Origin of the sequence: Mesorhizobium sp. M0833 (genome assembly GCF_040319905.1) — a bacterium.
Lineage (GTDB): Bacteria > Pseudomonadota > Alphaproteobacteria > Rhizobiales > Rhizobiaceae > Mesorhizobium.
This window is the reverse complement of the sequence record NZ_JAMYOQ010000010.1, coordinates 1-24,373: the sequence shown is the minus strand read 5'-3', so window position 1 is coordinate 24,373 and position 24,373 is coordinate 1. Positions and strand designations below refer to the sequence as shown.

Genomic DNA, 24,373 nt, shown 5'->3' with positions numbered 1-24,373 from the left:
ACGAAGAACTTACCTTCAACAGCATAGGCAGCGGTTTCGTGGGATCGAAGAAAGTTCGGATCGGAATAGTCGGCGTGGGCAACTGCGCCTCCTCCCTTGTTCAGGGCATCACCTATTACCGCGACGCAAGGAGCAATGAGCCCATACCCGGGCTGATGCATGCCGATCTTGGCGGCTACCATGTCAAGGACATCGAGGTGGTCTGCGCTTTCGACGTCGCCAAGGGCAAGGTCGGACGTGATGTGGCAGACGCGATCTACAGTGCGCCCAACAATACTTTCCGCTTTGCCAATGTTGCACCTACCGGCGTTCGCGTCGAACGCGGACCGACGCTGGACGGCATCGGCAAATATCTGCGCGACGAGATCGAGGAGGCCGACGAGCCGGTCGCCAACGTCGGCAAGATCCTCGCCGAAAGCAGCGCCGAGATCCTGGTGTCCTATCTGCCTGTCGGTTCGGAGGAGGCAACACGCTTTTATGCCGAGTGCGCGCTCGAGGGAGGCTGCGCCTTCGTCAACTGCATACCCGTCTTCATCGCCTCGCGGCCGGAGTGGCGCCGGCGCTTCGAGCAGCACGGGCTGCCGCTGATCGGCGACGACATCAAGAGCCAGGTCGGTGCGACGATCGTCCACCGGCTGCTCGCCAACCTGTTCCGTGAGCGCGGCGTGCGCATCGATCGCACCTACCAGCTCAATTTCGGCGGCAACACCGACTTCCTCAACATGCTGGAGCGCGAGCGGCTGGAATCAAAGAAGATCTCAAAGACGCAATCCGTCACCAGCCAGATCGACGTCCCCCTGGAGCCCGGCAACATTCACGTCGGGCCGAGCGACCATGTCCCGTGGCTGACCGACCGCAAGTGGGCCTATATCCGGGTCGAAGGCACGACCTTCGGCGGCGTGCCGCTGAATGCCGAGCTCAAGCTGGAAGTGTGGGATTCGCCCAATTCGGCCGGCGTCGTCATCGATGCGGTGCGTTGCGCCAAGCTGGCGCTCGACCGCGGCATCGCGGGCGCGCTGACCGGCCCATGCAGCTATTTCATGAAATCGCCGCCCGAGCAGTTCACCGACGCGGAAGCCCGCCAGCGCACGCTCTCTTTCATCGCCGGCAAGGACGAGCCGATGCTCGATGCGGCGGAATGACGACGACGTTTTTTCTGGTGCGCCACGCCGCGCATGACAATGTCGGCTGTTATCTTGCCGGGCGGATGGCCGGCGTTTGCCTCGGCGAAGCCGGCAGGGCACAGGCCTCGCATCTGGCTGACCGTATGGCACGCGAGCCGGTAGCGGCAATCTTCTGCAGCCCGCGCGAACGCACGCAGGAGACTGCCAATCCGATGGCGCTCGCCTGTAATGCCGGTGAAATCGTGATCCGCGAGGAACTCGATGAGATCGACTTCGGCACCTGGTCGGGAAAGACCTTCGAGGAGCTGAACAAGGATGCCGACTGGCGAGCGTGGAACGACCAGCGTCAGCAGGCGAGAACGCCGAGCGGCGAGACCATGCTTGACGTGCAGCAACGCGTCGTCTTGCTGATCGAACAGGTCCGCGGCACCTACCAGAACCAGTGCGTTGCACTGGTCAGCCATGCCGACGTCATCAAGGCCGCGGTGTGCAAAGTGCTCGGCCTGTCGCTGGGGAACTGCTTTCGCTTCGATATCGACCCAGCGTCGATCACCACGGTTGTTTGGGGGGACTGGGGGTCGAAGCTGATCAGACTCAACGAAGCTGCCTGACGAGGAATTTGCCGGATGCGCATGGTCATTTTCGGTCTTACCGTGACATCGTCGTGGGGCAACGGTCACGCCACGCTGTGGCGCGGATTGATCCGGGCGATGGCCGGGCTGGGCTGGTCCATCACCTTCTTCGAACGCAACACCCCCTATTATGCCGGTACACGCGATCTCGACCAGTTGGATGGCGGCAACCTTGTCCTTTACCCGGATTGGGAGGACATCCAGCGCGTTGCCGAGAAGGCGATGAAAGAGGCCGATGTCGTCATCGTCACCTCCTATTGTCCCGATGCCGTGAGCGCGTCGCGCCTTGCTCACCAGGCCTGTCGCGGGCTGAAGGTCTTCTACGATCTGGACACGCCGGTGACGCTGGCGCGGATCGAACAAGGCGAGCCTCCGGCCTATTTCGGGCCGGAAGGGCTTCGCGATTTCGATCTCGTGCTGAGCTACACGGGAGGAACCGCGATCGACGCATTGAGGTCGACGCTGGGTGCACGCCGCGTCATGCCGCTCTACGGCCATGTCGATCCAGAGCGACACCGGCCCGCCCCGCCCAGGCCGGAGTTTGCCGGCGACCTGTCCTATCTTGGAACCTATGCGGCAGACCGCCAGGCCGGGGTCGAGAGGTTGCTGGTCAGCCCGGCTGCGCGCCTGCCGGATCGCCGTTTCATTATTGGCGGCGCACAATATCCGCAGGAATTCCCGTGGAGCGACAATATCTTCTTCGTCCGGCATCTGCCGCCGGCCGACCACCCCGCCTTCTTTTCATCTTCACGGCTGACCCTGAACGTGACCCGCGAGGCGATGGCCGAACGGGGCTGGTGTCCTTCCGGCCGGCTGTTCGAAGCCGCCGCTTGCGGGGCTGCGATGGTGAGCGACACATGGCCCGGACTGGAGGCCTTTTTCCGGCCCGGTGAAGAGATCGTCGTGGCCAATAGCACCGACGACGTGGTCGCCGCGCTCGACCTGTCCGACGCCGAGCTTGACGCGATTCGGCGCCGTGCGCGCGAGCGGGTGCTGGACGAACACACCTCCGCGCGGCGCGCGAAGGAATTCGACCGCATCCTGTCCGATGCACTGCACGGCTCCACGCATGGCGAGCCGTTGAAGGAGGCAGTTTGATGTTGGGCATCGTGCCCGCAGCCGGACGGGGAAGCCGCATCCAGCCGCTCGGCTTTTCGAAGGAGCTTCTGCCGGTCGGCAGCCGCATCGACGGCAACACCGAGCGGCCTTGTGCGGTCAGCGAATACCTGGTGCGCCGCATGGTGCGCGCCGGCGCCGACAAGATCTGCTTCGTCATCGGCTCGGGTAAGTCGGATATCCTGGAATATTATTCTGCCGGCTATGCCGACGCGGCCGCTCTGTTTGTGGTGCAGCCCTCTCCGGTCGGCCTTTGCGACGCCATCTTCCGCGCCGCACCGCTCGTCGCAGCCGACGAGACCGTTCTGGTCGGGTTGCCCGATACGATCTGGTTTCCCGAAGACGGGTTCCTGGCCCTCCCGGACGATGGCCTGTCCTTCCTGCTGTTTCCGGTGGACCAGCCGGAGTTCTTCGATGCCGTCGTTGTCGACGAGGACGGCCGGGTGAAGCAAATCCAGGTCAAGCAACAGAATGCCGCGTCGAACTGGATCTGGGGTGCGTTCAAGATGCCCGGCCGCACCCTTCATCAGCTCGCCGCGCTGTGGCGGGAACGGGACCGGTGCGACGAATATATCGGCACGCTGGTCAACGCCTATCTCGCCGCCGGTGGCCAAGCCTATGGCATCAAGGCTGGCACCGCCTATGTCGACGTCGGCACCTTCAACGGTTACCGCACCGCATTGCGGCTGCTTGAAAGCGCCGCCGGTACCAAGGACGACCAAGCCGCCATTACGCTGCCCGGCCACCAGCACGTCCCTATCCTCGCAGGCGAAGGAGGCTAGCCATGCTGCATTCCGATGCCGAGATCCGCCGCCGTATCGATGCGCTCGGTCCATGGTTCCACAACATGGAGCTGGCCGGCATCGAAACCGCTCCCGACCATTTCCTTGGCAATTATCCGCTGATCAAATGGCGCAAATTCGCCGACGCGATTCCCGCCGATCTTTCCGGTAAGGCGGTGCTCGACATAGGCTGCAATGCGGGTTTCTACTCCATAGAGATGAAACGTCGCGGCGCCGGCCGCGTGCTAGGCATCGACTTCGATGAAGCTTACCTGGCGCAGGCGCGCTTTGCCGCCGAGGTCGCAGACTGCGACATCGAATTCCGGCAACTCTCGGTCTACGACGTTGGCGCCCTGCAGGAGCGGTTCGACATCGTGCTGTTCATGGGCGTGCTCTACCATTTGCGCCATCCTCTGCTCGCACTCGATCTGATCCGGGAGCACGTCGCCGACGACCTGATGATCTTCCAGTCGATGCAACGCGGCAGCACCAACGTGCCGGCGCTCGAGCAGAACTATCATTTCTGGACCCACGACCTGTTCGACCGGCCGGAATTCCCAAAGCTGCATTTCATCGAGCATCGCTATGCCGACGACCCGACCAACTGGTGGATTCCCAATCGCGCATGCACCGAAGCCATGCTTCGCAGCGCCGGCTTCAAGATCGTGCTGCAACCGGAACAGGAGGTCTATTTCTGCCGCACCGCCGACGTGCCGGCCGGCGGCGGCGCCGTCTACCCGTCGAAAGGACAGATAAATGATTGAAGCCGCGATGATCTGGAACGAGCCCAACAACAAATCCCACTGGGATCCCGAGCTCGACCCCGACTGGAGCCGCTTCGCCGCTACGGCAATCCTGGCCGCCGACGCAATCGCGGCGGAGAATCCCGCCTTGACCAAGGTGCTGGGCGGCATCTCGCCGATCGATGCCGGCTTCATGACACGGATGAAGGAATTCGGCGTGCTCGATCATGTCGACGCGGTCGCCGTGCACGGCTTTCCGCTCGACTGGAACCTCTGGCAGATCCACGAATGGCCGCAGAAGGTCGGCGAGATCTCGGCTGTCACCGATCTTCCGGTATGGGTCAGCGAGGTCGGCGTGTCGACCTTCGGCGCCGAGGAGGTACAGGTCTGGGGCCTGCGCCGGACCGCGGAATTGCTGATCGGCAACGCACCGCGCATCCAATGGTACAGCCTCTACGACCTGCCGCGCGAGTGGGAAGCGACGACGCGCCATCGCGAGGCGGAAGGCTCGTCTTACTATCGCCATTTCTACATGGGCCTGCTTCGCCAGGACGGCACGCCAAAGCCCGCGCTCGAGGAGTTCCTGCACCACACGCCGGCATTAGGACTGGTGCAGTGGTTCCATTTCGAAGATCACCGGCTTGATGACGCCGTTGCCTGGATGAAACGCCTCGGTGTCACCAATCTGCGTACCGGGCTTTCCTGGGCCGACAGCTTCAGGCCGAACGCGCTTGACTGGTTCGACCGGCAGATGGAGGCGCTGGCCGACTTCGACGTGACCGTTACTTTCTGCTTCACGCCGGAGCATCGCGGAATGATGCCGCACCACAGCAGTCCGCCGCTGGTGCCGGAGGAATTCGCCGAGTTCTGCGCGGCAATGACGCGCCGCTATGCCGGCTGCATCGCTGCCCCTTCCGTCGGCAGGCTACGCGCCTCCGCGGCGTGAGGAGCTTCGGCTCTCCAGCCATGACGCTCACCGTCCTCAACGTCGCCTATCCCCTCGCCCCGGTCGGGCCGGATGCGGTCGGTGGCGCCGAGCAGGTGCTGTCGATGCTCGACCAGGCGCTCGTACAGGCCGGACACCGCTCGATCGTGATCGGCTGCCAGGGCTCGAGCGCTGCGGGCACTCTCATCGAGACGCCGGCCGAACCGGGCGTGCTCGATGAAGCGGCGAAGCGCCGGGCGCAGCGTGCTCATCGCGCTGCAATCGCTACCGCACGCGCTCGCTGGCCAATCGACGTGGTTCATTTGCACGGCATCGATTTCGACGCCTATCTGCCGGGCGACGGGCCGACATTGGTGACCCTGCATTTGCCGCTCGACTGGTATCCGGCCGACGCTCTCAATCCGACACGGGAGGATCTGTGGCTGCATGCGGTATCAGCGGCTCAGCAAAGAACCGCGCCGCCGGGAGCCAGGCTCATCGAACCGATCCCGAACGGAGTGGACATCGACGCGCTCAGCGAGCGGCAGGCCAAGCGCGACTTTGCCCTCGTGCTCAGCCGCGTCTGCCCGGAAAAGGGCATCCATCTGGCGCTGGACGCAGCCAAGAAGGCCGGTGTGCCGTTGGTCATCGGCGGCAAAGTCTACCCTTACGAAACCCACACCGCGTATTTTCGCGACGAGGTCGAACCTCGGCTGGACGACCGGCGCCGCTTCCTTGGTCCGGTCGGCTTTGTCGCCAAGCGGCACCTGCTGAACACAGCCCGATGCCTAGTCATCCCGAGCCTTGCCGCGGAAACCAGTTCGCTGGTCGCCATGGAGGCGCTCGCCTGCGGCACACCCGTGGTGGCCTTCCCGAATGGCGCACTGCCGGATGTGATCGAGCACGGCAAGACCGGGTATCTGGTCGGGGACGTCGACGAGATGGCGCAGGCCATCCTTGCCGCGTCCGGCCTGGATCCCGAGACCTGCCGAGCCGAGGCGCAGCGGCGCTTTTCACTCGACCGCATGGTTTCCTCCTACATGGACGCCTATCGGGCGCTGGCACGGCTCGGCACAGACAGCGGGCAGCTCGCGACGGCGAAGTGAGCGGAACATGCTCCGCGGTGAGATCATCGACGATCCGGCCGGCCTCGAAGCCCTTGAGCCGCACTGGTGGGAACTCTGGTCGCTCAGCCCCTCGGCGACGCCGTTCCAGTCTCCCGCATGGTTGCTGCCATGGTGGCGGACATTCGCTCCCGGCGAGCTAGCGACGGTCGCCGTCTGGCGTGGCGACGATCTGGTCGGCCTGGCGCCACTCTATCTGGAACGCCAGGGCGCCGGCGCGCGGCTGCTTCCGCTCGGCATTTCGTTGAGCGACTATCTGGATGTCCTCTATATTCCCGAAACCGCCGAACCGGTCGCCGTCGCCATCGCCGACACGGTTCTTTCCCTCGGCTGGTCGCAGTGGATCTTGCAGGACCTGCCTCCCGGCGGCGCTGGCCTTGCCATCAGGCATGCCGCGCTCGAATCGTGCCAAGCCGTCAGTCATGCTGCTTGCCCGGTGCTCGCTCTCGCCGGCGACCAGACGCTTCAAGGCTGTGTTCCGGCGCGGCGGAGGCGCCAATTGCGCCGCGCCCACAGGGCCGCGTCGAGACGCGGCAGGGTCTCCATCGAACCCGCTTTGTCCGATCCGCAGACATTCCTCGATCACCTGATCCGCCTTCACCGAGCACGCTGGGCCGGACACGGCGACGGCGTTCTGTCCGATTCCCGCGTGGAGGCATTCCACCGTCAGGCGCTGCCGCAGCTGGTCGCACAAGTGCTTGCCCGATGCTGGCTCATCACCATCGGTGACGTGATCGTGGGCGCCTATTACGGGTTCCATGATCGGGGCCGCGCTTACGCTTATCTCGGTGGCTTCGATCCGGACTATGCCGATGAAAGTCCCGGCGCGCTGCTCATCGGCCAGGCGATAAGGCAGGCGATCTGCGAAGGCGCGGAAGAGTTCGATTTTCTGCGCGGACAAGAGGCCTACAAATATAGCTGGGGCGCCGTCGACCGGTGGACGATGCGCAAGATCTGGACGCGGAGCAAAGGTCAATGAGCGCGACCCAGCCAGGACCTCGGCGGTCGACGTCAGCAAGGCGGGTGCTGGAGGACTGCATGGCAGACGGTGCCAGCGTCGAAGCCGTCATCGCCAGGCTGGCTCTCCGTTTCGAGACAGGAATCGAACCCGCAGAACTGGCGAAGATTGCACAAAACACGCATTCGGCCGATCCGCGAAAGACGGCAAAATTACAACGGATCGCGGACCTGCTTCAGCACAGGCCCGAGATCTTCGCCACGCTGCGCAAAATAGGTGCTGCCGTTCGGCACGAGCGTGGCGGTGGCGAGACCGACGATGCGGTCGTCAAGCGGCTGGCGGCCGGGTTTGACGCAGCGGCGGCTATCTCCCCGGCGGCGAGCGTCCAGCTGTCATCGCTGGGCGATGAGGAAAAGCTCGCGGCCGCTACGGCTGAGATCGTTACATGGCTGGAGAGGCGAGGCTTTACCGGTACCGACCGCGACATACTGGATATCGGCTGTGGCATCGGTCGGTTCGAACAGGTGCTCTCTGCTCTGTCGCACCGGATCGTCGGCAGCGATATATCCCCGGCGATGATCTCGATCGCCCGCCGGCGATGCGCGGGGCTCGGCAATGTAGAATTCCGCCCTACCCGCGGTTTCGATCTTGCCGATTTTCGCGATGCCAGCTTCGACCGCGTGCTGGCCGTCGACAGCTTTCCCTATCTGGTGCTGGCCGGCCTCGCGGAACGACATTTCGTGGAAATCGCACGCGTGCTGAAGAGGCCAGGCATGGCCGTGCTTTTGAATTATTCATATCGCGGATCGCCGGCGCTGGATCGCGCCGATGTCCATAACTTCGCCAACGCAAATGGCATGCAAGTTGTCGTCGACGGCGAAAAGCCGTTCCGGCACTGGGATGGCGATGCCTTCCTGCTTACGATTTCCGGCGGAACATTGCGGCCCAACGCAGGTTCGGATGCCGAACGGGAAAAGCCGCTATTCGACAGCAGGAAGGAGGACGAGATGGCGTCCGGCAGCAAGAAGCACATCGGTCGCGGCAGTCACGGCAAAGGCGCCGGCGCTGGCGCGATGACCGATCTTCCCAAGGACAAGATCGGAGAGAACGCCGTTCTGTCCAACAGAGACAAGAAGCAGCACACCAAGGAGCGTGGGCTCGACGGCAATCGGGTCAAATCCGAGCAGTACCAGGATCATTCAGCGGATCGGCGGCCTGAAGACTGATCGTTGCGGCAGCATATGGCTTGCAGCCGGTGAGCAATTGAAACGCAGCGAGAGCCCAACCGCTGACGAAGCTGTGCAAGGACCGAAGCCGGTCGCATGGATGGCCTGCAAATTCTTGCAAACTCGCACTGTTGCCACCAGAGTGAGATGAAGGGACCAACATTTGCCAAGAGAACGCGATGTCTCGCGCAAGGGAAGATTCCGTCGGCACGCGCGCCGACCTGACGATAGACCGGGAAATCGCTTCCTTGCTTGCGGCAATCGAGCAGGAAAGGGTTCCTGACCGGCTGACCAAACTTGCGATCGAATTGCAGCATGCGCTTGTCGAAAGACGCTTGCGCGGAACCAGTAACTAACGTGACATATATTAGCGGCGCCTCTCGGCTTCGAAGTCCAGTTGTCCTTCGGACAGATAGCTGCGCCTTTCCATCAGGGTTTGCGAGGAACTTTCGCCTAGGTATTCAAGCACGCCGGCGCGGGCCCTGTTGAGCCGGCTCTTCACGGTTCCCACCGCGCAACCGCATATTTCGGCGGTTTCCTCATAGCTGACGCCCAGCACGCCTATCAGCATCAGAACCTCGCGCTGATGCTCAGGAAGGCTCTGGATGGCCTGGTGGACTTCCTTGCCCTGTACGGACCATTCCTGCGTCGCTTCCGAGATCGGCCGCAGCGAAGCACAGTCGAGCAGGCCAGGCGCTTCCCTCACGGCGGCCCTGACACGCGTGTAGTAGGTGTTGCGCATGATCGTGAAGAGCCATGACTTCATACGCGTTCCAGCTTCGAACTTGTCAATGTTGGCCAGGCCCTTGGTCAGCGTCTCCTGGACCAGGTCGTCGGCATCATCGGGAGTGCGGCAGAAGGTGCGGGCGAAAGCCCTCAAAGCGGGTATGAGGTCGACGATGGAAACGTCTTCGGTTTCGCGGGTCGCTAAGGCGTAGGCTGTGGGTGGCAATGGTCCAGCTCCCGTCCAGAATGAGTTCGCGAGCGCAGACCAGTTAAATGCATTGGGCGAAAGATCGTTCCGGTTGGCGAAAATCACCCGACTCCAGAAAACCGGAGAGGGCTTGGCTGAGCAATCCCGGCCGACGGCGATATTTTTGACGGAACAACCATCGGGATCGCGGAGTTCAAAATCAAGGTCGTCCGACAATTCGGGCGCCGCCATTTGGCGCGTCGAAATGCGATTCGCAGCGAGCCTTGGCCGCGACCTCAAGGGCGGCCTGCCACCTCAAGAAACAGGAGGAGTCCATGACAGGAAACAAGCACGCCAAAGGCAAAACGCCGGCCGATAGCGATCTTGCCAACGATCCCGGCATCGGCAGTTCCAGGGGCACGATCAAGGAGGGCGACCGGCTCGATCAGGGCACCAATACGTTCGAAGGCGATGTCGAAAACGACACCACGCCGCAAGGCGGTATCAATCCTCGGCAAAAGATGCGGACCAACAAGTGACCGGCCGCGCACGATCGAACAAACCTGCTGCAACCCGTGCAGCAATCCCGCGTTAAAGAGCATGAGCCTCGGGTCCGCCCCGGGCGTTGATGCGACAGGCTCTTTCGCGGAGACACAGATGACAAAAAAATTGTTTGGCCGCCCGGTTCCAATTCTCGTCGGCCTTGGTTTCCCTCGCTATGTCGAAAATATCTGGCAGGCCTATGACGTCTTAAATGAATGGCCGAGCCGCGGTCCGGCGCACAAGGCGGCGTTCGACGCCTGTCGCGCCGGGCTGGCTGACGAGGTCGACGTCGAGACGGTGCGTGCGGCGTTCGATAAATTCGCCCGCAAGGCGGGCATTCTGGCCTACGATATCGCAGCCGAAACACCAGCACGCGCCAAAACAGCTGCGAAGGCCTACGACGTTTGGCTGAAACGCCCGTCGGACAGTCGTGTAGACCCTGAAGACACGCAGCTTGCTTGAAGCGACACCTTGCTTGAACCGGGAGGAATACGGTGCAGAGAATAGAGTTCGATACACCTGTTTGCATCTATTTCGGCAAGCCCGGGCGATCGCGATTGGTCAGTTCCGTTTTCGAAGCAGTACATTGCCTGAAAAGCGAGAAATGGCCGGCGCGCAATGCCCCACTGGCGCTGGCGGCCGCTGATGTATTGAATCGCGCCCGAACCGGTGAAATTACGGCCGGCAAAGCGCGGCAAGCGTTTGTCGACGCCGCGTGGGAGGCAAACATTCTTGTCGAAGGCGAGCCGCATGATGGGCATGCCACGACAGCCTTCATATCGGACTGCGGGTGAAGCGGCAGGCTGCCTCCCTGAAGTTCCGCCCAAAGCTTGGTTTATCGCGAATGATTGGCGTCCTCGGCCTTTTTCTCGCGCTGCTGCCTGAGGATTTCGTCGGTTCCGACGAGCTTCTTCGATCCGCCCGGGATCGCGGTGGAGACGACCGCCGGTGGGTCGCTTGCCGGGAAGGAATCTTCCAGGCCTGCCTGCAACTGGTCTTCCAGCGTTTGCGGCTCTTCAGAGCGGCCGGGGGTCCTTCGGGTATCTACGCTCTCCAGCGGCTGTGTCATGTCCGGTGAAGACCTGACTTCTCGAATCCAGCCATAGAGCTGTTCGATGGCAAATTCCTTCATCGTGTCGAAATCGGCCTTTTCGTCACGCAATGCCTCGATTTGGTCGACCATGGTCTTCTCGAAACGTTCGAGGCTATCGCTTCCGCAAGCCCGGCAGAGACGCACCAGCGCCTCGCGCAGTATGAGTGGCGCAAAGTGCGCCGTGGCCTCAAGCCTGAGCTGCTGCAAACGCTCCGGGGTAGCGGCTTGGAACTTCGACATGCTCGACCTCTTCGCCTTGTGGAGCATGTCAACGAAAATTGTCGGCGGATGTTCCATCGGCGGCCGCTGCATCGCTCGATCCTCAGCGGTGCGCGCCACCACCGACTGCCATGCGGATACCGAGACCGACGACGACGCAGCCTGCCACCCGCTGCTGCCAGAGCCTTACCTTCGGTCGTTTCATAATCCAGGCCCCGAGCGTGCCGGATGCGAGTGCATATGTGCCCAGCACCAGCACACCGGTCATTTTCTGGGTGCCACCGAGCAGCAGCAATTGCAGCGTGACCGATCCGCGAGCAGGATCGACGAACTGCGGAAGGAATGCCACCATAAAGGTTATCGGCCAAGGATTTATCAGATTGGCGATCATTCCTTCGCGTGCGGCCACAAGCGGTCCGACATTGCGCGCCTCCTCGACGGCGACGCTGGCTGAGGGCAACAGCACCAGACGCGATCCAAGCCAAACGAGATAAGCTGCACCCGCCCAGCGAAGCATGGCAAAGGCAAGCGGCGATGCCTGGAGCAGCGACGATATGCCGAGGGCAAGGAGCGGCAGCTGGACCATACCGGCGCCGAGGGTCATTCCGAGGACGGTGAACAGGGCAATATCACGGCCCTGCCCGATGCCGCGCGCAATCACCAGCAGACTGTCGGGCCCCGGCGGCATCTGCATTAGGATGACCGTTCCGACAAAAGCCGTCCACGAAGCGGGATCCACGCCGCTACTTCGCCCCGGTTTCGTAAGATGCCTTCGCGCTGTCCTTCAACCGGCCGGCATCTCGCATCGTCTTGAGTGCTTCGTCCCTCGTCAGGCCGCACCTGCGGGCAAAAAAATCGATCTCATAGGCCAACTCGGCCGACAGGTCGTGTTTGGTATGCATTCTTCGCTTGTGTTTGCGTGCGCCCATTCAGGCTCGGTCCCGGATACGTTAGTCCTCCCGAACTCACATCGGATCAGTCGGTTCCACTGCCGGACCAATCCGCTTTCCGCAGGTTTTCTCACGCGCTGTCTGGCCGGCCCACCCTATCCTTGAGTTCGTTCAGGAACGCGAGCAGCGCGTCCTCAGGATCGTCGGCCTCTTCGGTCAGCATATCGATGCCCCAGTGGCCGAGAACAGCCTCCTGGACGATGCTCGGCTGCGACATGAAGATGAAGGATTTCGGGCGGCTCTTCTCGTAGCCAGACCGTCGCCAGGTCTGCCAAAGCCTGTGCAACAGCAGACGGATGTTCATATCAGACATGCTGTAGCCGATGAACAGGATGGTGCGCCCCAGTGCGTCGGCGCGAAACTTCACGTCGAGCGGCGAATCGAACGAAAGCCGGTCAAAATAGTCGGTCTCCGCCAGGACCAGCGATTTGTCGTCGTCGAAATCGCCGTGGAATTTGATAATCTGCGTCACCTCGCCGGTCGTCTTGGGCAAGTCCTTTGCGTTGGCCACCTTCACAAAGGGCCGGCCATGAATCTCGAAGGCAACCTCGAGGTTGCGATCATAATTGGTGGTGTAGATGATCGGAAAATCGAGCGATACGATGAGCTTGTGGATTGCCGACCGCTGCACTTCTTCCCGCGAGACGCTCCATTCACGATCCATCCAACTGCGCAAAGGGCCGAGGCTCCCCTGCTTCAGCCGGTAATATTCGGCAAGCGCCTGATAGCTGGCCTCCGGTGCGCCGATCATGTCCTCGTCAAGGCCGAGCTCGTTTTGCATGTGTTCGATGAGCTTTTGCCAAGACGGCAAGCCGACGCTCATCGACACCCCGGCTCCAACGAACAAGATAGCTCGTCGCTCTTTCACCGATTGAGCCAGTTGCTCGACTGCGGACAGCATTCGACACAACTGCCAGAAGTGCTGCTCTGTTCCGACGGCGCCTGGACCATCGCAAGAATAACTCCGATTTCCGGTTGAGTGCCAACACCCAGATCGGCTGTCCCGAGTTCCGGTCGCCCGAGTTTGTCCGACCGAATCCGATATTTATTTCGTTCCCTTTGGCACTTCTGCGCCTCCTACGCGTTGGAGAGTGTTCAACAAAGACGGCGCAGCTAATGGATCGCCATCGGATTGTCTCGGTAGCATTATGTCTGTTCCTGCTTACGATCGGCGCCGTCCAGCAAAAGGCTTGGGCTCAAGCACCTTGCCCGGCCGACCATGACAAGTTGCTGGCCGCCCTCAAGGCCAACGTCAAATCCAGCGGCGGTCCCGGCAATGGCGGCTTCGACACTAATGAATGGGCGGCAGTCGTGGCTCGCGACGGAACTGTCTGCGCCGTCGCCTTCAGTGGGCCTACCGCCGACGCCCAGTGGCCTGGCAGCCGGCTGATCGCCGCCGAAAAAGCCAATACCGCCAACGGGCTCAGCCTCGCCCACATGGCGTTGTCCACCGCGAACCTCTATGCGCCGGTGCAGCCCGGCGGTCCTCTATTCGGCCTGCAGGCCACCAATCCGGTCAATCCAGCGGTGGCCTATGCCGGCGATCCTTCGACGTTTGGAAGCTCCAGCGATCCATTGCTGGGAAAGCCTATCGGCGGTGTCGTCGTGTTTGGCGGCGGCCTGGCTCTCTACGACGGCAAGGGGATCGTCGGGGCCCTCGGGATAAGCGGCGATTCCCCCTGTGCCGACCACAATGTCGCCTGGCGTGTGCGCGCCGCGCTCGGGCTGGACAAGGTACCGGCAGGCGTCAACCCAAACCGCAAGGACGCTATCATTTACGACCTCGATCCCGGCGGCAAGAGCGCCTCCGGCTGGGGCCATCCATTGTGTGCCGGAAGCGAGGCGGACGTGGCGGCGGAGCTTGGCGCCGGGGTCGGCGGCTCGATGCGCAAATGAGGAAAGGGCGACAGGTGGCGGCGAAAACTCGTGTGTCAGCCAAAGGGGGAAACAGGCCAATGGCTGCGAAGCTGGGATGGACGCTGCTGGCGGGGTTTGCACTGATGACGGCGGCGGTTGCTCAGTCTTTATCAGGCCCTGCGATAAATCCGCCGGCCGCAGCTGCTCCGCCCGACGACGGCCAGTGGGCGATGCCGGCAAAGAACTACGCCTCGACCCGCTACAGCGAACTTGCGGAGATCACCGAAGACAACGTCAAAGACCTGCAGGTGGCCTTCAGCTTCTCGACCGGCGTCAACAAGGGCCAGGAGGCTGCGCCCCTGGTCGTCGGCAACACGATGTACATCGTGACGCCGTTTCCCAACATCCTCTATGCGCTTGACCTTACCAAGCCCGGCGCGCCGATGAAGTGGAAATTCGAGCCCAACCCCGAGCCCGCCGCGCAGGGAGTTGCCTGTTGCGACGTGGTCAACCGCGGTGCGGCCTTCTTCGACGGGCGCATCTATTTCAACACGCTCGATGGTCATGCCATCGCCGTCGATGCGGCAACCGGCAAACCGGTCTGGAACACCCATATCGGCAACATCAATATCGGCGAGACCATCACGATGGCGCCGCTGGTGGTGAAGGGGAAGGTACTGGTCGGCAATTCCGGCGGCGAAATGGGCGTACGCGGCTGGATCAAGGCGCTCGACGCCGGCGACGGGCACGTCGTCTGGACGGCCTACAATACCGGCCCGGACGCCGAGGTGCTGATCGGCCCCGATTTCAAGCCGCATTACGACATGGACAAGGGCAAGGATCTCGGGGTGACATCGTGGCCGCCCGACGCCTGGAAGATCGGGGGCGGCAATGTGTGGGGCTGGATCTCCTATGACCCGGACCTCAACCTGATCTTCCACGGCACCGGAAATCCCGGTCCGTGGAATCCGGATCTGCGGCCCGGCGACAACAAATGGACCGCCGGCATCTTTGCCCGCGATCCCGACACCGGCGCAGCCAAATGGTTTTACCAATGGACCCCGCACGATTTGCACGACTACGACGGCATCAACGAACAGGTGCTGCTCGACATGACCTGGCAGGGCAAGCCCCGCAAGGTGCTGGTCCGACCGGAACGCAACGGCTACGTCTATCTGTTGGACCGCACTACGGGCGAAGTACTGTCGGCAGTGCCGTTCGGGCCTGTCAATTCCAGCAAGGGCGTCGACCTGAAGACCGGCCGGCTGATTGTAAATCCGGACAAGAAGACCGGCACCGGCAAGGTCGTCCGCGACATCTGTCCCACCGCATCGGGCCTCAAGGACTGGCAACCTTCGGCGTTCTCGCCCAAGACCGGCCTGCTCTACATCCCGCATAATAACATGTGCATGGACGAAGAAGGCGTCGAGGTGAATTACATCGCCGGCACGCCCTATGTCGGCATGAACGTGCGCATGATTCCCGGGCCGGGCGGCAATCGCGGTGCATTTACTGCCTGGGATGTCGCCGCCGCCAAACCGGCGTGGAGCCTGAAGGAGAACTTTCCGGTGTGGAGCGGCGCCGTCGCCACCGCCGGCAACGTCGTGTTCTATGGCACGATGGAAGGCTGGTTCAAGGCAGTCAGCGCCAGGACCGGCGACCTGCTTTGGCAGTTCAAGACGTCGTCCGGCATCATCGGCCAGCCGATCACCTATCGCGGCCCGGACGGGCACCAATATGTTGCGGTTCTTTCGGGCGTCGGCGGCTGGGCCGGTGCGATCGTATCCGGCGATCTCGACCCGCGCGACGCCACCGCCGCGCTCGGCTTCGTCAACGTCATGAAGGATCTGAAGGATGTAACCACGCCGGGAGGTACGCTGTATGTGTTCCGGCTGCCTTGAGACGATCGGCCGCGTTATGTGCTCCCGGAAAACGCGTTCGCGGCGGCTTGCCGGCGCGGTTGGCGCACTGGCGCTCTCGCTTGTCGCCGCCGTTGCCGATGCGCGCGAGTTGAGGATCTGCGCAGATCCCAACAACATGCCGTTCTCCAATGCCGCCAGGCAGGGCTTTGAAAACAAGATTGCCGAACTCGTCGGCCGGGAGCTTGGCGCGACTATTTCCTACACGTGGTGGGCTCAGCGGCGCGGCTTCGTCCGCAACACGCTGAAAGCCGGCCTGTGCGATCTGGTGCCCGGCACGCCCACCAATCTCGAGATGCTGCGCACCACCGCGCCCTACTACCGGTCTTCCTACGTCTTCGTGACACGCAGAGATGCGCCGGAAATCGCGTCCTTCAACGATCCTCGCCTGCGCGATCTGCACATCGGCGTCCAGCTGATCGGCGACGACGGCGCCAACTCGCCACCCGTCCAGGCGCTCGGCAGTCGCGGCATCGTCGGCCATCTCGTCGGTTTCCCCGTCTATGGCGACTATTCGGCGCCGAACCCGCCAGCGCGCATCATTGAGGCGGTCGCGAATGGCGACATCGATATGGCCGTCGTCTGGGGGCCGTTGGCCGGCTACTTCGGTGCCAGGCAAAAAGTACCGTTGCGGATTACGCCGGTTGCACCGCGCGTCGACGGTCCGCTGCTGCCGATGATCTACGACATCTCGATGGGCGTGCGCCACGACGACGATGCGCTGCGCAGCGAGGTAGACGCAGCGCTCGCCAAACACCGCGCCGAGATCGATGCAATCCTGGCGGCATATGACGTGCCTCGCCTCGACGTCGCCGGGGCGGCAGCGCGATGAACCCCGGCCTTCCATGCGTGCTGTCGGCGATGCTCGTTCTTGCCGCTTGCCAGCGTGAGGAACGCGACACGCGTCCACAGTCGGCGCTCGGCTCGGGCGACCAACCGGCAGCCGTCACAGCCCTCGAGCCGGGCGGCCAGCGGCCAGCCTCGTCCAACAACAAGGCCGGAGTGTTCGAGGCCAACGCCTTCCACCTCAGCGAGGGCAAGCGTCTGTTCAACTGGTTCAACTGTTCCGGCTGCCATGCCAACGGCGGTGGCGGCATGGGCCCGGCGCTCATGGACCAGAAGTGGCTCTATGGCAGCTCGATCGAAAGCATCCACGCCACGATCAGGGACGGTCGGCCAAACGGCATGCCGAGCTTCCGGGACAAGATCCCGGACGACCAGATCTGGGAGCTTGCCGCCTTCGTCCGCGCGTTGAGCGGCAACGCGCCGAAATCGGCTGCGCCGAGCCGCGACGACGACATGATGCCCCATCCGTCCGAAAATCGCCTGCCGGATGCCGCGACTCTGGGGAAGTCGCCGTGATCCGCCTTGTCTGCAGCGTGTGCTGCGGCGCAGCCTGCATGCTGCTCCTTGCAGGATGCAGCGGCTGGCAATCCGCGCTTGACCCAAAAGGCCCGGCCGCGGGCGAGCTTGCATGGCTGATCTGGTTCTTCACAGCATTGTGCACGGTGGTCTGGCTTTTGGTGATGGCGGTGCTGATCCTGCCATTGGCCCGACGCCCCGCGCCGGTCGGCGATCCGCTTGTCCTCGACGCTGCCGCCGAGCGCGGCAAGATGCGAATTGTCGTCGCCGCACTCGCCGCTACCGCCCTGATCCTGGTCGGCCTGACGCTGCTGAGCTACTTCGCTAACCGGACGCTTGCCGCCATCGGCTCGGATGCGGCGCTGACGATCCGGGTGACCGGGCATCAATGGTGGTGGGAGGTGCGCTACGAAAACGATCAGCCGAACCGCATCCTGACGACCGCCAATGAAATCCACATCCCGGCGGGCGAGCCGGTGCGGCTTGTAGTAACCTCGACCGACGTCATCCATTCCTTCTGGGTGCCGAACCTCTCGGGCAAGCTGGACCTCATTCCAGGCCACGAGAACGTTCTCGATCTGAAGGCTGACAAGCCCGGCGTCTATCGCGGCCAGTGCGCCGAGTTCTGCGGCGCGCAGCACGCCAATATGAGCACCTTCATCATCGCCGAACCTCGGCCCGTCTTCGACGCGTGGCTGAACGATCAGCTGCGGCCGGCAGCTGCTCCCGTGTCGACCGAGGCCCAAACCGGCCACGACCTGTTCCTCAAACGACCATGCGTGATGTGCCACAAGATCGGCGGCACCATCGCCGGCGGTACGGTCGCTCCCGACCTTACACATATCGCAAGCCGGCGGACGCTCGCTGCCGGAACGCTGGCGATGAGCCGCGGCAATCTCGCAGCCTGGATAGCCGATCCGCAAGGGATCAAGCCAGGTGCCCACATGCCCGTGGTGGGACTGAACGGGGACGAGCTGAATGCGATGGTAGCCTATCTCGAGGGCTTGAAATGAGCAGCGCCGACCTAGCCCATGGGCGAGACCTCGCCCAGCAACGCGCCGCAGCACAAAAGGGTGACCTGGCTCCCGAGCGCGACGGCCCTCGCGATACCGGCCTCGACGACGCCAGCCTCGAGCGCTGGCTGGCGCGGACATGGCAGACCGTGCCGGGCATCATCGGTGCGCTCTCGAGCGTCGACCACAAAATTGTCGCGCGGCGGTACCTGATCACCGCTTTTGTCTTCCTGTGCCTCGGTGGCCTCAGCGCAGTTGCCATGCGCATCCAACTGTCGGGGCCGGAGCGCGGGCTGATCGGGCCGGACCGCTACAACCAGCTGTTCACCATGCACGGCGTGACCATGATGTTCCTGTTTGCAGTGCCAATCGTTCAGGCGACCGGCATCTATCTCGTGCCGCTGATGGTCGGCACCCGCAACATCGCCTTTCCGCGCCTCAATGCATTCAGCTTCTGGATTTATCTCTCCGGTGGCCTCTTCGCCTGGGTGTCGTTTGCACTCGACATGGCGCCCGACGTCGGCTGGTTTTCCTACGTGCCGCTGTCCGGTCCTGAATTCGGACCAGGCAAGCGTTCCGACGTGTGGGCGCAGATGATCACCTATACCGAAGTGTCGTCGTTGGCGGTCGCGGTTGCCACCATCGTTACCGTGCTGAAGCAACGCGCGCCGGGCATGTCGCTGGACAAGATTCCGCTCTATGTCTGGGCGATGCTGGTCACCTCTTTCGTCATCGTGTTCGCCATGCCGGCGGTCATGATCACGTCGACCTTCCTGATCCTCGACCGTCTGGTCGGCACCCATATCTTCAATCCCGCCGAGGGTGGCGACGTACTGCTGTTCCAGCACCTGTTCTGGTTCTTCGGCCACCCCGAAGTCTACATCATTTTCCTGCCGGCCACCGGCATGGTGTCCTCGATCATCGCCGCTTTCGCCCGGCGTCCGGTATTCGGCTATCTGGGCATGGTTCTGTCGCTGATTTCGGTCGGCTTCCTGTCGTTCGGCCTGTGGGTTCACCACATGTTCGCAACCGGCCTGCCCAAGCTCGGCGCGAGCTTCTTCACCGCCTCGAGCATGCTGATCGCCATCCCGAACGGGCTGCAGATCTTCTGCTGGCTGGCGACATTGTGGGACGAACGCCCGATAATGAGGACGCCGCTGCTGTTCGTGTTCGGCTTCTTCTTCACGTTCGTCGCGGGCGGCCTGACCGGCGTGATGCTGGCGTCGGTGCCATTGGACCTGCAAGTACACGACACCTATTTCGTTACCGCGCATTTCCACTACGTGCTGATCGGCGGGTCGGTGTTCCCGCTGCTTGGCGCGACCTATTTCTGGTTCCCCAAGATCACCGGCCGGATGATGAGCGAGCGTCTTGGACGCTGGCACTTCTGGCTTGCCTTCATAGGCTTCAATGCGGCGTTCTTTCCGATGCACATTGTCGGCCTGTGGGGCATGCCGCGCCGGGTCTACACCTATCCGGTGGAGCTCGGCTGGGGCAACATCAACCTGTTCATCACAGCCGGCGCGGTCGTCCTGTTCCTAAGCTTCGTTCTGTTCACCATAAACCTGGTGTACAGCGCCTCGAGGGGCGCCCCGGCCGGGGACAATCCCTGGAATGCGGGCACGCTTGAATGGGCGACAAGCTCCCCGCCGCCGAGCTATAATTTCGCTCGGATTCCGGTGGTTACCCACTCCGAGCCGCTCTGGGCCGAACGTGACACGCTGCCTGTCGCGACCGGGCTTCGCGTCGACGCGCGCGAACTTGTCATTTCGACGGTGGCAGAGGCGCATCCAGATGTGCGCGAGAAGTCGGCGACGCCGTCGATCTGGCCATTGTTCGCCGCGCTCGCCGTCGGCGCCACCTTTCTCTATTCGATCTTCAGCCCGTGGGCGGTGGTCTGGGGAGCCGGGCCAATCGCCATCACTTTGATCGGTTGGTTCTGGCCGAAAGGCGATCCGGAGGATGAGGAATGAAACAGCGTCCTGCCGCCGATCTTTCCAAACTCCCGACCTTCGGGATCGGACCGCGCAGCCCGACCTGGTGGGGCACTCTCGCTTTCATGGCGCTGGAGGGCACCGGCTTCGCGCTCGCCGCAGGCGCCTATCTTTACCTCGCCTATCTGTCGCCCGACTGGCCATTGGGCGTGCCGCCGCCCAACCATTGGCCAGGCACCATCGTCACACTGTTGCTGCTCGCCAGCGTGGTGCCCAATCACATACTGAACCGCTACGCCGAAGCCTGTGCCATGGTGCCCGTGCGCATCGGCCTGATCGTCATGACGCTGCTCGGTATCGCACCGCTTGTCGTGCGGTGGTTCGAATTTCCGGCCCTCAACATCTATTGGGATACCAATGCGTACGGCTCAATGCTGTGGGTCCTGCTCGGCCTCCACACCACACACCTGATCACCGACGTCGGCGACACGCTGGTGCTGACGGTCCTGATGTTCACGCGCCATGGCTATAGCGGCCGGCGTTTCGGGGATGTTGGCGACAACGTCTTCTACTGGGATTTCGTGGTCGCGACCTGGATCCCGATCTATCTGTTGATCTATTGGATGCCGAGGCTTGACTGAGATGCGTGCGCTTCGCTTGGGCACATCATGGGGCGGGCTGTTGTCCGGGCCTTTGGCCTGGGCGGTGTCGACGCAGCTGAATTACGCGGTCGTGGAGTGGCAGTGCGCCCACGGCATTCCTGTCATACCGGTCGTTGCGCTGATGCTGACGGTGCTGGCCTTGCTCGGCGGGGCGCTGTCGTGGCGGGCGCGACAGCAAGGTGGCGCCGCCTTTAAACCGGACCGTGCGCGCGGCACTGAAGATTTCGTCGCCAATATCGGCATTCTCAGCGCGTTGCTGTTTGCGCTGGTAATCGTCATGCAAGGCGCCGCCTCGCTCATTCTCGACGGCTGTCTGCGATGAGCTTCGACGCGCTTTTCTCGACCTCGATCTGCTACGGTGCCGGTGCCCCGCAGGCCGGCTGGACACTGGCGTTGCCGATCACGCTGCCGCTAGGCGTGGTCGCACTGCTTTACGCGGCAGGCGCCTTTCGGCTGTGGCGGCGGAGCGCCCGCAGCCGCCCGTTGCGGATGCGACAAGCCCTGCTGTTCGCGACCGGCTGGGCCATTTTGGCGGCAGCACTGGTCAGTCCGCTCCATGCATTGGGTGAGCGCGTCTTCACCGCCCACATGATCGAGCATGAGCTGTTGATGGCGGTGGTGGCACCCCTGCTGGTCGCCTCCCGTCCGGCGGCGGCGATGATGTGGGCATTGCCGATCAAGCTGCGGCTGGCATTTGGCGCAGCCGGGCAGGCGAAGATGCTTCGAACCGTTTGGGCCGCCATCAGCCGCCCTGTTGCCGCGACCTTCCTGCACGGCGTCGCGATATGGGCGTGGCACGTTCCGGCGCTGTTCGAGGCGGCGCTTGCACGGGGTGTCCTGCATTATGCGCAACATGCCTGCTTCTTCGGCACAGGGCTGCTGTTCTGGTGGGTGCTGCTGCCGCGTTCAGGCCGCGAACAAGCCTATGGCAGCGCAGTCATGCACCTCTTCTTCACCTCGCTGCATACCGGCCTGCTCGGGGTGCTGCTGCTGGTCTCGCCAAGGCTGTGGTATCCGGTGAACGCAGCCGGTGCGAAATTGTGGAACCTTAGTCCGCTCGAGGACCAGCAGCTCGCCGGTCTGGTGATGTGGGTTCCGGCCGGCCTGATCTATGGCGGCGCGGCTTTGCTGCTGGCCGGCCTGTGGATCCGCTCCAGTGGACAGAGAAGATGGGAGACGTCGCATGCGCTCCAAGCTGTCTAAGCTGGTCATTGGTGCCGGGACGGCAATTGTCGTGCTGGCCGCAGCTTGGACGGCGCTGACGTTGTGGCCGGAGCGCCTCATCAGGGTCGCGCATAAAACGGACAATGCCACCAGCAGCATCGGTGTGCGCGCCACATCGCGCTTTACTCCGTCCGGACCCATACTCGGCGCCGCAGCAATTGTCTTGCTCGTTGCAGTCCTGGCCGGGATCGCGTTGTACTTCGAGCAAAGCCGTCGAGTGGAGCAGAAGGCCGACAATGCAACCGGCGGTGTTGGCGCCCGCGCTATACCCATCATGATGGCCAATGGCTGTGCTGGATGCCACACGATCACCGGCGTTCCCGGCGCGCAGGGAATGGTCGGTCCACGCCTCGACGCCAGCTTGGCCACCCGGGTCTATATCGGCGGCGTATTGTCCAACAACCCGCGAAACATGGTCCGTTGGATACGGGCCGCAAGGGAGATCAATCCGCACGCGGCAATGCCTTCGACAAGGATTTCGGAGCAGGAGGCGCGGGACGTCGCTGCCTACCTCTATTCGCTGAAATGACATCGTTGCTCGCCCGGTCGAGATCAAACCCTGCCGGCAGTCTACCGATGCCGGTTTGCCGGGACCGGCAATCGTCACCGCCTTCGGCTCGATGCCTTAGTTGCCGACGAACCTTTCGGAACCGGCCCGCATCGGCGAGGCTGCCCGCGATCAGTCGGACATCGCCGAGCGCCGCTATGCCCGGTAATCTGCTGTGCGGATTGTTTCGCGGGCATCTCGGATATGAGCTTCTTTGGCGAGTGGGCCGAGTGCAATCTCGACGTCGTCGTCCCAGTCGAATTGACGGGGTGGTTGTTTTTTTCAGAATTGGACAGTGCTGCTGAGAATTGCGTGCCACGCCGTGGGCAGACACGCCTCATGGAGCCGAAGAACCGAACGGATTTAGAGCGAAGAATCGGAACGGACCGGAGCGCCTCGGCTAATGACTTGAGCGCCGCAATCACATTTGTCAGCGGAAGGTTGCGGGCTCCTAGCCGACTTCGATGTTCCAACCGCGAGGCGACCGCGGTCGGAGTCGCCACGAACGACCGTAGCGCAATCACGTCGTTTCGGGAGACTCGTTCGATTTGGGAGCCTCGTCGGTCTCCGGCAAACGATCGCGAATGGCTTCCTCGGTTTTGCTTGCCGTCTTTTTCACGACTTTCTCGACGCGGTCGACCAACGTCTCGGCGTCGCCGCTGGAACCCTGTCGGTCAGCCTCTTCCTTTACAGTCTCATATGCTTCGGCGGCGACCTGCTTGGCTTGCTCCACGCCTTCTTCAAAGACTTCCTCGGCACTGTCACGAAGCTTGTCGCGGTAGGGGCCGAGTTGCGCGTCCTCAGCGGCGGTGTGAGGCAGCATCACGCCAATGGCGGTGCCCACGGCAAGGCCTACCGCGGCCATTGCCAGAGGTTCGCGCTGGAACAGGTCCTGAGCCGACTGCCGCACCCGCCCCGTCCTATCGGTGGCGGCCGAGCCGACCTGCCCGGCTGTGCTTCTCAATCTTTCTTTGGCGCCGCTCGCAACGTCTGCCACAGCCTCGGCCGCACCGCCTGCCACGGACGCAACCGAGCGGGCGGTATCGGAGAGCATGGAGCCGGCGGAACCTTCGCCCTCGGCACCGTACTCATCGCCGCGTGAGTCCTGCCAGGCCCCGCCCAAGCCCCTCTGGTCAGAGAAGTTTCGGGTGCCGTCAGGTTCCCTGCCGGTCGAATAGGCACCAAGTGCTGAACTGTCTACCGACGTGCCCTTGCCTAGCATCAGCCAGGCTAGGCCCGCGCCGACCAATGTAAGCGGCAACGGATTGTCCCTGACCTGAGTCTTAAGATTGCTGAGCATGGCGGATCCCTCGCCGCTGAACATCCCGGTGAATTCGTCGATCAGCTGACCTGGTGTCATCTTGCTCCGGATCGAGTCTGCCGTGTCCGTTATCTTGGCACGGGCAATGTCGGCATCGCGTTCGAGTTCGGCTGCGGATTTGTCGGTCATCTTATCTGGTCCTTGATCACGCGTGCGTCGCGTTTAAGTTGGTCTTGTGTCCGGTCG

At 62.8% G+C, this 24,373-nt stretch carries 29 protein-coding genes and 1 pseudogene; 24 read left to right on the top strand and 6 right to left on the bottom strand.

Going from position 1 to position 24,373, the window contains the following annotated elements; genetic code table 11:
• Positions 1 to 38 precede the first annotated feature (38 nt).
• The 11 genes and pseudogenes from NKH98_RS13500 to NKH98_RS13450 all read left to right on the top strand — a co-directional run bounded on the left by NKH98_RS13500 (position 39) and on the right by NKH98_RS13450 (position 8,986).
• Entirely contained in the window at positions 39 to 1,142 is a 1,104-nt protein-coding gene (locus tag NKH98_RS13500; RefSeq protein WP_352899073.1) for an inositol-3-phosphate synthase, read from the top strand.
• Complete coding sequence (locus tag NKH98_RS13495) at positions 1,139 to 1,735, top strand: histidine phosphatase family protein (protein ID WP_254818806.1); 597 nt, start codon at positions 1,139 to 1,141, stop codon at positions 1,733 to 1,735. Before NKH98_RS13500 ends, NKH98_RS13495 begins: the two co-directional genes overlap by 4 nt.
• A gap of 15 nt (positions 1,736 to 1,750) precedes the next feature.
• A complete protein-coding gene (locus NKH98_RS13490) occupies positions 1,751 to 2,854 on the top strand; it encodes a CgeB family protein (protein WP_352645231.1) in 1,104 nt (367 codons plus the stop codon).
• Positions 2,854 to 3,654, top strand: a complete 801-nt coding sequence (locus tag NKH98_RS13485) for a nucleotidyltransferase family protein (protein WP_352899071.1) — start codon at positions 2,854 to 2,856, stop codon at positions 3,652 to 3,654. The genes NKH98_RS13490 and NKH98_RS13485 overlap by 1 nt, the downstream gene beginning before the upstream one ends.
• 2 nt (positions 3,655 to 3,656) lie before the next feature.
• Complete coding sequence (locus NKH98_RS13480; RefSeq protein ID WP_352701932.1) at positions 3,657 to 4,418, top strand: TIGR04290 family methyltransferase; 762 nt, start codon at positions 3,657 to 3,659, stop codon at positions 4,416 to 4,418.
• Entirely contained in the window at positions 4,411 to 5,343 is a 933-nt protein-coding gene (locus NKH98_RS13475) for a glycoside hydrolase 5 family protein (RefSeq protein ID WP_352899069.1), read from the top strand. Before NKH98_RS13480 ends, NKH98_RS13475 begins: the two co-directional genes overlap by 8 nt.
• Positions 5,344 to 5,363: 20 nt before the next feature.
• Positions 5,364 to 6,428 (top strand): glycosyltransferase family 4 protein, encoded by a 1,065-nt coding sequence (locus NKH98_RS13470; protein ID WP_352899067.1) that lies wholly within the window; start codon positions 5,364 to 5,366, stop codon positions 6,426 to 6,428.
• Between the two features lie 7 nt (positions 6,429 to 6,435).
• Positions 6,436 to 7,425 carry a GNAT family N-acetyltransferase gene (locus tag NKH98_RS13465; RefSeq protein WP_352701936.1) on the top strand — a complete coding sequence of 330 codons (990 nt, stop codon included), beginning with the start codon at positions 6,436 to 6,438 and terminating at the stop codon, positions 7,423 to 7,425.
• A pseudogene (locus NKH98_RS13460) lies at positions 7,422 to 8,189 on the top strand (class I SAM-dependent methyltransferase); the annotation flags it as partial. The gene NKH98_RS13465 and the pseudogene NKH98_RS13460, both read left to right, overlap by 4 nt.
• Before the next feature lie 222 nt (positions 8,190 to 8,411).
• The gene (locus NKH98_RS13455) at positions 8,412 to 8,630 is read left to right on the top strand and encodes a hypothetical protein (RefSeq protein ID WP_023676213.1); all 219 of its coding nucleotides are present in this window, start codon (positions 8,412 to 8,414) and stop codon (positions 8,628 to 8,630) included.
• Positions 8,631 to 8,809: 179 nt separating this feature from the next.
• Positions 8,810 to 8,986: a hypothetical protein gene (locus tag NKH98_RS13450; RefSeq protein WP_254818813.1), complete on the top strand. Its 177-nt coding sequence runs from the start codon at positions 8,810 to 8,812 to the stop codon at positions 8,984 to 8,986.
• A gap of 11 nt (positions 8,987 to 8,997) precedes the next feature.
• Here the strand turns inward: NKH98_RS13450 and NKH98_RS13445 are convergent, their stop codons facing one another.
• Entirely contained in the window at positions 8,998 to 9,582 is a 585-nt protein-coding gene (locus tag NKH98_RS13445) for a sigma-70 family RNA polymerase sigma factor (RefSeq protein ID WP_254818908.1), read from the bottom strand.
• A 296-nt stretch (positions 9,583 to 9,878) separates the two neighbouring features.
• Here NKH98_RS13445 and NKH98_RS13440 point away from each other — a divergent pair, with 296 nt between their 5' ends.
• The 3 genes from NKH98_RS13440 to NKH98_RS13430 all read left to right on the top strand — a co-directional run bounded on the left by NKH98_RS13440 (position 9,879) and on the right by NKH98_RS13430 (position 10,880).
• Positions 9,879 to 10,082, top strand: a complete 204-nt coding sequence (locus NKH98_RS13440; protein ID WP_254818814.1) for a hypothetical protein — start codon at positions 9,879 to 9,881, stop codon at positions 10,080 to 10,082.
• Between the two features lie 118 nt (positions 10,083 to 10,200).
• A complete protein-coding gene (locus NKH98_RS13435) occupies positions 10,201 to 10,548 on the top strand; it encodes a DUF982 domain-containing protein (protein WP_254818815.1) in 348 nt (115 codons plus the stop codon).
• Between the two features lie 32 nt (positions 10,549 to 10,580).
• Positions 10,581 to 10,880, top strand: coding sequence for a DUF982 domain-containing protein (locus NKH98_RS13430; protein ID WP_352476454.1), 300 nt, complete (start codon positions 10,581 to 10,583; stop codon positions 10,878 to 10,880).
• A 41-nt stretch (positions 10,881 to 10,921) separates the two neighbouring features.
• On the opposite strand, the gene NKH98_RS13425 is transcribed toward NKH98_RS13430, so the two are convergent.
• The 4 genes from NKH98_RS13425 to NKH98_RS13410 all read right to left on the bottom strand — a co-directional run bounded on the left by NKH98_RS13425 (position 10,922) and on the right by NKH98_RS13410 (position 13,249).
• Positions 10,922 to 11,419 (bottom strand): hypothetical protein, encoded by a 498-nt coding sequence (locus NKH98_RS13425; RefSeq protein WP_352899066.1) that lies wholly within the window; start codon positions 11,417 to 11,419, stop codon positions 10,922 to 10,924.
• Between the two features lie 82 nt (positions 11,420 to 11,501).
• Positions 11,502 to 12,092: a LysE family translocator gene (locus NKH98_RS13420; RefSeq protein WP_352804382.1), complete on the bottom strand. Its 591-nt coding sequence runs from the start codon at positions 12,090 to 12,092 to the stop codon at positions 11,502 to 11,504.
• A 49-nt stretch (positions 12,093 to 12,141) separates the two neighbouring features.
• Positions 12,142 to 12,300 carry a hypothetical protein gene (locus NKH98_RS13415; protein ID WP_352645213.1) on the bottom strand — a complete coding sequence of 53 codons (159 nt, stop codon included), beginning with the start codon at positions 12,298 to 12,300 and terminating at the stop codon, positions 12,142 to 12,144.
• A gap of 118 nt (positions 12,301 to 12,418) precedes the next feature.
• Positions 12,419 to 13,249 carry an SIR2 family NAD-dependent protein deacylase gene (locus NKH98_RS13410; protein WP_502894251.1) on the bottom strand — a complete coding sequence of 277 codons (831 nt, stop codon included), beginning with the start codon at positions 13,247 to 13,249 and terminating at the stop codon, positions 12,419 to 12,421.
• 215 nt (positions 13,250 to 13,464) lie between these two features.
• Here NKH98_RS13410 and NKH98_RS13405 point away from each other — a divergent pair, with 215 nt between their 5' ends.
• The 10 genes from NKH98_RS13405 to NKH98_RS13360 all read left to right on the top strand — a co-directional run bounded on the left by NKH98_RS13405 (position 13,465) and on the right by NKH98_RS13360 (position 22,848).
• Positions 13,465 to 14,244 (top strand): heme-binding protein, encoded by a 780-nt coding sequence (locus NKH98_RS13405; protein WP_352899064.1) that lies wholly within the window; start codon positions 13,465 to 13,467, stop codon positions 14,242 to 14,244.
• 104 nt (positions 14,245 to 14,348) lie between these two features.
• Positions 14,349 to 16,106, top strand: a complete 1,758-nt coding sequence (locus tag NKH98_RS13400; protein WP_502894252.1) for a methanol/ethanol family PQQ-dependent dehydrogenase — start codon at positions 14,349 to 14,351, stop codon at positions 16,104 to 16,106.
• The gene (locus NKH98_RS13395; RefSeq protein ID WP_352899059.1) at positions 16,087 to 16,956 is read left to right on the top strand and encodes a substrate-binding domain-containing protein; all 870 of its coding nucleotides are present in this window, start codon (positions 16,087 to 16,089) and stop codon (positions 16,954 to 16,956) included. The genes NKH98_RS13400 and NKH98_RS13395 overlap by 20 nt, the downstream gene beginning before the upstream one ends.
• Positions 16,953 to 17,486: a c-type cytochrome gene (locus NKH98_RS13390; RefSeq protein WP_352899057.1), complete on the top strand. Its 534-nt coding sequence runs from the start codon at positions 16,953 to 16,955 to the stop codon at positions 17,484 to 17,486. The genes NKH98_RS13395 and NKH98_RS13390 overlap by 4 nt, the downstream gene beginning before the upstream one ends.
• A gap of 38 nt (positions 17,487 to 17,524) precedes the next feature.
• Complete coding sequence (coxB, locus tag NKH98_RS13385) at positions 17,525 to 18,499, top strand: cytochrome c oxidase subunit II (protein ID WP_352899056.1); 975 nt, start codon at positions 17,525 to 17,527, stop codon at positions 18,497 to 18,499.
• Positions 18,496 to 20,472, top strand: coding sequence for a cytochrome c oxidase subunit I (gene ctaD, locus NKH98_RS13380; RefSeq protein WP_352899054.1), 1,977 nt, complete (start codon positions 18,496 to 18,498; stop codon positions 20,470 to 20,472). The genes coxB and ctaD overlap by 4 nt, the downstream gene beginning before the upstream one ends.
• Positions 20,469 to 21,074 (top strand): cytochrome c oxidase subunit 3, encoded by a 606-nt coding sequence (locus NKH98_RS13375; protein ID WP_352612087.1) that lies wholly within the window; start codon positions 20,469 to 20,471, stop codon positions 21,072 to 21,074. The genes ctaD and NKH98_RS13375 overlap by 4 nt, the downstream gene beginning before the upstream one ends.
• Before the next feature lies 1 nt (position 21,075).
• Complete coding sequence (locus NKH98_RS13370) at positions 21,076 to 21,417, top strand: hypothetical protein (RefSeq protein ID WP_352612694.1); 342 nt, start codon at positions 21,076 to 21,078, stop codon at positions 21,415 to 21,417.
• Entirely contained in the window at positions 21,414 to 22,298 is an 885-nt protein-coding gene (locus NKH98_RS13365) for a cytochrome c oxidase assembly protein (protein WP_352899053.1), read from the top strand. Before NKH98_RS13370 ends, NKH98_RS13365 begins: the two co-directional genes overlap by 4 nt.
• Positions 22,279 to 22,848 carry a c-type cytochrome gene (locus NKH98_RS13360; RefSeq protein WP_352476444.1) on the top strand — a complete coding sequence of 190 codons (570 nt, stop codon included), beginning with the start codon at positions 22,279 to 22,281 and terminating at the stop codon, positions 22,846 to 22,848. The genes NKH98_RS13365 and NKH98_RS13360 overlap by 20 nt, the downstream gene beginning before the upstream one ends.
• A gap of 538 nt (positions 22,849 to 23,386) precedes the next feature.
• Here NKH98_RS13360 and NKH98_RS13355 read toward each other — a convergent pair.
• A complete protein-coding gene (locus tag NKH98_RS13355; protein ID WP_254818830.1) occupies positions 23,387 to 24,316 on the bottom strand; it encodes a hypothetical protein in 930 nt (309 codons plus the stop codon).
• Positions 24,317 to 24,373 lie beyond the last annotated feature (57 nt).

Excerpts from the sequence above, each read along its gene's own strand:
- NKH98_RS13390 (WP_352899057.1), top strand. The coding sequence starts at position 16,953 with ATGAACCCCGGCCTTCCATGCGTGCTGTCGGCGATGCTCGTTCTTGCC.
- NKH98_RS13370 (WP_352612694.1), top strand. The coding sequence starts at position 21,076 with ATGCGTGCGCTTCGCTTGGGCACATCATGGGGCGGGCTGTTGTCCGGG.
- NKH98_RS13440 (WP_254818814.1), top strand. The coding sequence starts at position 9,879 with ATGACAGGAAACAAGCACGCCAAAGGCAAAACGCCGGCCGATAGCGAT.
- NKH98_RS13455 (WP_023676213.1), top strand. The coding sequence starts at position 8,412 with ATGGCGTCCGGCAGCAAGAAGCACATCGGTCGCGGCAGTCACGGCAAA.
- NKH98_RS13355 (WP_254818830.1), bottom strand. The coding sequence starts at position 24,316 with ATGACCGACAAATCCGCAGCCGAACTCGAACGCGATGCCGACATTGCC.
- coxB (WP_352899056.1), top strand. The coding sequence starts at position 17,525 with ATGCTGCTCCTTGCAGGATGCAGCGGCTGGCAATCCGCGCTTGACCCA.
- NKH98_RS13485 (WP_352899071.1), top strand. The coding sequence starts at position 2,854 with ATGTTGGGCATCGTGCCCGCAGCCGGACGGGGAAGCCGCATCCAGCCG.
- NKH98_RS13475 (WP_352899069.1), top strand. The coding sequence starts at position 4,411 with ATGATTGAAGCCGCGATGATCTGGAACGAGCCCAACAACAAATCCCAC.
- ctaD (WP_352899054.1), top strand. The coding sequence starts at position 18,496 with ATGAGCAGCGCCGACCTAGCCCATGGGCGAGACCTCGCCCAGCAACGC.
- NKH98_RS13365 (WP_352899053.1), top strand. The coding sequence starts at position 21,414 with ATGAGCTTCGACGCGCTTTTCTCGACCTCGATCTGCTACGGTGCCGGT.
- NKH98_RS13465 (WP_352701936.1), top strand. The coding sequence starts at position 6,436 with ATGCTCCGCGGTGAGATCATCGACGATCCGGCCGGCCTCGAAGCCCTT.
- NKH98_RS13375 (WP_352612087.1), top strand. The coding sequence starts at position 20,469 with ATGAAACAGCGTCCTGCCGCCGATCTTTCCAAACTCCCGACCTTCGGG.
- NKH98_RS13415 (WP_352645213.1), bottom strand. The coding sequence starts at position 12,300 with ATGCATACCAAACACGACCTGTCGGCCGAGTTGGCCTATGAGATCGAT.
- NKH98_RS13490 (WP_352645231.1), top strand. The coding sequence starts at position 1,751 with ATGCGCATGGTCATTTTCGGTCTTACCGTGACATCGTCGTGGGGCAAC.
- NKH98_RS13405 (WP_352899064.1), top strand. The coding sequence starts at position 13,465 with ATGGATCGCCATCGGATTGTCTCGGTAGCATTATGTCTGTTCCTGCTT.
- NKH98_RS13420 (WP_352804382.1), bottom strand. The coding sequence starts at position 12,092 with ATGCAGATGCCGCCGGGGCCCGACAGTCTGCTGGTGATTGCGCGCGGC.
- NKH98_RS13360 (WP_352476444.1), top strand. The coding sequence starts at position 22,279 with ATGCGCTCCAAGCTGTCTAAGCTGGTCATTGGTGCCGGGACGGCAATT.
- NKH98_RS13425 (WP_352899066.1), bottom strand. The coding sequence starts at position 11,419 with ATGTCGAAGTTCCAAGCCGCTACCCCGGAGCGTTTGCAGCAGCTCAGG.
- NKH98_RS13480 (WP_352701932.1), top strand. The coding sequence starts at position 3,657 with ATGCTGCATTCCGATGCCGAGATCCGCCGCCGTATCGATGCGCTCGGT.
- NKH98_RS13495 (WP_254818806.1), top strand. The coding sequence starts at position 1,139 with ATGACGACGACGTTTTTTCTGGTGCGCCACGCCGCGCATGACAATGTC.
- NKH98_RS13410 (WP_502894251.1), bottom strand. The coding sequence starts at position 13,249 with ATGCTGTCCGCAGTCGAGCAACTGGCTCAATCGGTGAAAGAGCGACGA.
- NKH98_RS13435 (WP_254818815.1), top strand. The coding sequence starts at position 10,201 with ATGACAAAAAAATTGTTTGGCCGCCCGGTTCCAATTCTCGTCGGCCTT.
- NKH98_RS13400 (WP_502894252.1), top strand. The coding sequence starts at position 14,349 with ATGACGGCGGCGGTTGCTCAGTCTTTATCAGGCCCTGCGATAAATCCG.
- NKH98_RS13470 (WP_352899067.1), top strand. The coding sequence starts at position 5,364 with ATGACGCTCACCGTCCTCAACGTCGCCTATCCCCTCGCCCCGGTCGGG.
- NKH98_RS13450 (WP_254818813.1), top strand. The coding sequence starts at position 8,810 with ATGTCTCGCGCAAGGGAAGATTCCGTCGGCACGCGCGCCGACCTGACG.
- NKH98_RS13395 (WP_352899059.1), top strand. The coding sequence starts at position 16,087 with ATGTGTTCCGGCTGCCTTGAGACGATCGGCCGCGTTATGTGCTCCCGG.